The 3,966-nt window shown below is 34.0% G+C and carries 6 protein-coding genes; 4 read left to right on the forward strand and 2 right to left on the reverse strand.

Annotated elements, in window-relative coordinates:
* Nucleotides 1–80: 80 nt before the first annotated feature.
* Nucleotides 81–1,103: a metal ABC transporter solute-binding protein, Zn/Mn family gene (locus ACH0B5_RS17760; RefSeq protein WP_406928238.1), complete on the reverse strand. Its 1,023-nt coding sequence runs from the start codon at nt 1,101–1,103 to the stop codon at nt 81–83.
* 103 nt (nt 1,104–1,206) lie between these two features.
* On the reverse strand, nt 1,207–1,440 hold the full coding sequence (gene yidD, locus ACH0B5_RS17765) for a membrane protein insertion efficiency factor YidD (protein ID WP_122973732.1): 234 nt from the start codon (nt 1,438–1,440) through the stop codon (nt 1,207–1,209).
* Between the two features lie 295 nt (nt 1,441–1,735).
* On the opposite strand from yidD, the gene ACH0B5_RS17770 reads away from it, so the two are divergent.
* The 4 genes from ACH0B5_RS17770 to ACH0B5_RS17785 all read left to right on the forward strand — a co-directional run bounded on the left by ACH0B5_RS17770 (nt 1,736) and on the right by ACH0B5_RS17785 (nt 3,874).
* Nucleotides 1,736–2,185, forward strand: a complete 450-nt coding sequence (locus tag ACH0B5_RS17770) for a Dps family protein (protein ID WP_122973733.1) — start codon at nt 1,736–1,738, stop codon at nt 2,183–2,185.
* Nucleotides 2,186–2,274: 89 nt separating this feature from the next.
* Nucleotides 2,275–2,589 carry a transposase gene (locus tag ACH0B5_RS17775; RefSeq protein ID WP_122973734.1) on the forward strand — a complete coding sequence of 105 codons (315 nt, stop codon included), beginning with the start codon at nt 2,275–2,277 and terminating at the stop codon, nt 2,587–2,589.
* Nucleotides 2,590–2,643: 54 nt separating this feature from the next.
* Nucleotides 2,644–3,111, forward strand: a complete 468-nt coding sequence (locus ACH0B5_RS17780) for an NUDIX domain-containing protein (protein WP_122973735.1) — start codon at nt 2,644–2,646, stop codon at nt 3,109–3,111.
* Complete coding sequence (locus ACH0B5_RS17785) at nt 3,095–3,874, forward strand: alpha/beta hydrolase family protein (protein WP_122973736.1); 780 nt, start codon at nt 3,095–3,097, stop codon at nt 3,872–3,874. The genes ACH0B5_RS17780 and ACH0B5_RS17785 overlap by 17 nt, the downstream gene beginning before the upstream one ends.
* The last annotated feature ends 92 nt before the right edge of the window (nt 3,875–3,966 follow it).

Here is a 3,966-nt window from a genome sequence, read left to right on the forward strand (position 1 = left end):
AATAGAGAAAGGTGAATTTGAGTTTCCTCAAATTCACCTTTCTCACTATTTGAAGCTAGTTATGTCCCAGCCTCTTTCTTTTAGTTTAATGCTTTTTTGAATGTTTCTATATTTTTTTCCATTAACGTGAAGTATGTTTCATTATTGTTTATATCTTCTTCTGTTAACACACTCAAGTTATGTAACTCCAGTGTGCCTGCACCTACTTCATTTTGTATAACCGAAGAAAGTTTTGAAGAAACGTTTTGTTCAAATAAAATATATTGAATGTTTAATTCTTGTGCCTGTTCTACGATGCTAGCTAGTTCTTTTTGGGAAGGCTCGCTTTGAGAATTAATTCCTGCAATAGCTACTTGTTCTAAACCATATTGTTTAGCGATGTATCCAAAAGAAGCATGGGAAACAAAGAATGTTTTCGTTTTCGCTGCAGAAGCCATTTCTTTAAATTGTTGATCCAACGAATCTAACTCTTCAATTAATAATTCATAGTTTTCATTAAAAGTTACTTCTTGTTCTGGTAAAGAAGCAACAAGTTCTTCCTTAACTGCCAATGCTAAATCCTTTGCTAAAATTGGAGAAAGCCAAACATGGGGGTCGATATCACCGTGATTATGTCCTTCATGTCCTTCACTTTCATCATGATCGTGGGTTTCCCCTTCTTCATGCTCGTGGTCATGTTCTTCTTCTGCAGAAGCATTTAATTGATCATCAGAAATATAGTCTGCTGCTGCAACTAGTTTCACATTTTCGCCTTCTAAAGTCTTTTGAGCATTTTCTACAAAGCCTTCAAGTCCAAGACCAATATAGAAAAATAGATCAGCATCTGCCAATGACATCATATCTTGTTGTGTCGGTTCATAAGTATGTTCATTTGAACCAGGAGGATAAATGGAAGACACATTTACAAAGTCTCCACCAATACGTTCAGCAAAGTAACTTAATGGATAAACTGTTGTATAAACGTTTAATTTTAATGAATCTTGCTCAGAAGAAGATTCATTTTTGGTTGTAGTACTATTTGAAGATCCATTATTCGTACTGTTACATGCAGCTAAACCAATGGATAGAACAGCAATTAACAATAAAAAAGCAAATTTTTTCATTTTATTTCATCCTTTTTAAATAGTAATAATTACGATTTGAAATTTCAACATTCTCAATAATACATGATTCATTAAAAAAATACAATAAAAAAAAGCCTTCGAATTATTTTTTTTTCGAAGGCCATTTTTCAGGAACAGGATCATATCCTCCTGGATGGAAAGGTTGGCATTTTAATATACGGATAGTTGTTAAGATAATTCCCTTTATTGCACCGTGTTTTCGAAAGGCTTCAAGACCGTATTCGGAACAAGTAGGGTGGAAACGGCATGTAGGGGGCGTAACAGGTGAAATAAATTTTCGATAAAATTTAATAAGTAAAATAAAAGGATATTTCATTTTTTGAACTCCTAATCGTATGAATCGTTAGACAGATTGAAATCAAATCTTTTCTATATTTTTTATTATAAAACAAATAGGGTAACAAGATTAGTATTTTTGCATTTTCATAGAAAAGGTTTCGTTCATGATGTTTTAAAGTAATAAAGAACGGTTATAGTAATGATGACATTAACAATAATGTCTGTAAAAAAGGTCATAAATCTTTATTAGTTGTCCAAACTATTCGTAGTATGAACGAAAAAAGACAAAAAAATTATTGATTATCGTCAATAAGATTGAAGAGGTGGATATCATGACAAACAAACCATTAATCGAACAATTAAACGATCTTGTAGCTACTTGGTCAGTCCTTTATACAAAGCTTCATAATTATCATTGGTATGTAAACGGACCTTCATTCTTTACCCTTCATGAGAAGTTTGAAGAATTATACAATGAAGTCACTTTAAATTTAGATGAGGTTGCGGAAAGAATCCTTACTAAAGGTGGAAAACCTGTTGCAACATTAACGGAACATCTTCAAATGTCCCATATTAAAGAGGCAACCGGTTCAGAAACTACGGAAGACATGGTTCAAACAACGATTACTGATTTTAAAACGATTATGGGTTTTTTAAAGGAAGCCATGCAACAAGCCGCTGAAGAAGGGGACGATCGCACGGAAGATATGTTAAATGAAATGGTTCAAAGTTTAGAAAAACATACTTGGATGCTTTCCGCTTTTTTAGGGAATAATCAGTAACTTTTTAAAAGTGAAACGAATCGATGTATCAATGCTAAATTTTGTTCATGAATAGTTCACTTTTTTTCGCTCCATACTGAATAAAAGGAGTGATTGTCATCGATACAACGATATATGTTTCTGTCGTGAACCAGTCATATAGTTATTATCCATTAGGGTTACCTTGTGAATTTAAATTAAAAATGGATAGTGATAAAGCAAGAATTTTTGAAAGGTTATTCATGCAGATGGATTCATTGGAATTTGATAATATTGTTCGTGCCCATTTACCTTATTTACCTTATCATTTAGATGAATCCAATGATGAAATTGACAATCGTTTAAAAAAGATTTATGCGCTAATTCATGAATTTGGTGATGATTATACAAAACAATTTGTAGAACAATTACCGTATTTCCATTGATTACGAAACATCCCTTCGCTAGACTATAATTATGTATAGGAGATGAGCAAAGGGATGTTTACTTTTATTGATGAAAATGGTTGCAAAGTGGATTTAAGATTTGATGATGGTCCATTTGAAATTGAACCAAAACATGTACTTGTTTTCGTTTGTTATAAGGGAAAATGGCTTTGTACGATTAATAAAAAGCGCGGTATCGAATTTCCAGGTGGCAAAGTAGAGCCAGGTGAAACGTTGGAAGAAGCAGCGATTCGCGAAGTATATGAAGAAACGGCAGTACATATTTCAGATTTAAAATGGTTTGCTTATTATGTTGTCCATGATAAAGTCCCATTTTGCAAAGCCGTTTTTACTGGAAAAGTCGAAAGAATTGATGAATTTGTGGAAGAGTATGAGACGTTAGGAATGACGTGGCTTACTACAGAAGAATTAATAAACCATCCCCATTTAAGTTTTTACATGAAGGATAGGGGAATGAAAAAGATGTTACAGGAAGTGAAGCATCATGAAAGACAATGGTAGTATCGAATCAATTCGAAGTTATCCTTCACCAAATCCTAATGTCGTATTAAAAGAAATTATATATTGGTCCCAAGGCCTTCGAGTAAAAGGTTTATTAGCAAAACCCGTCCACGAGGATGATTGTGAAGCATTACTATATTTGCGCGGAGGTTTACAGTCAATCGGTATGGTACGTCCATCCCGGATAGCCCAATTTGCAAGTCAAGGTTTTATTGTATTTGCTCCTTATTACCGGGGGAACCGTGGTGGAGAAGGAAGAGACGAAATGGCAGGGGACGACCGTTTTGATGCGATCCATAGTGTAGAAGTTTTAAAGCAATTTGTTGAGAAAAAAGACGTGCATTTATTCGGCTTTTCCCGTGGTGGTTTAATGGCTTTATGGACGGCGATTTTGCGAAACGATATTAAATCGGTTGTAACGTGGGCTGGTGTATCCAATGTTACTTCCATGTATATGGAACGGGTTGATATGCGAAGAACTTTGAAAAGAATTATTGGAGGTTCTCCTAATAAAGAACAGGAGAAATATGATGAACGAACGCCTATTTTTAAAGTGAATGACATTCATGCTCCGGTTTTAATTATTCATGGAACAGAGGATGAGAATGTAAGTATTCATCAAGCCTATGAATTGGAACAAGCATTAATAAAAGAAAATAAGCAAGTTGAAACTTGGTATTCTTCCGGGTTATCCCATCATTATCCACCCCAATTAAACAGACAGACAGTAAAGGCTCTTTGTGAATGGATGAAATTAAAATAAAAAGGGACGTCTAAATTAAAGTGTACCCTTTGTAAAGGACATTTTTAAAAAAGGCTTTTAAGCAACTTGAAGAAGATGGTGACTGTATTGTG

It is taken from the genome of Ureibacillus sp. 179-F W5.1 NHS, assembly GCF_045369345.1.
Lineage (GTDB): Bacteria > Bacillota > Bacilli > Bacillales_A > Planococcaceae > Ureibacillus > Ureibacillus halotolerans.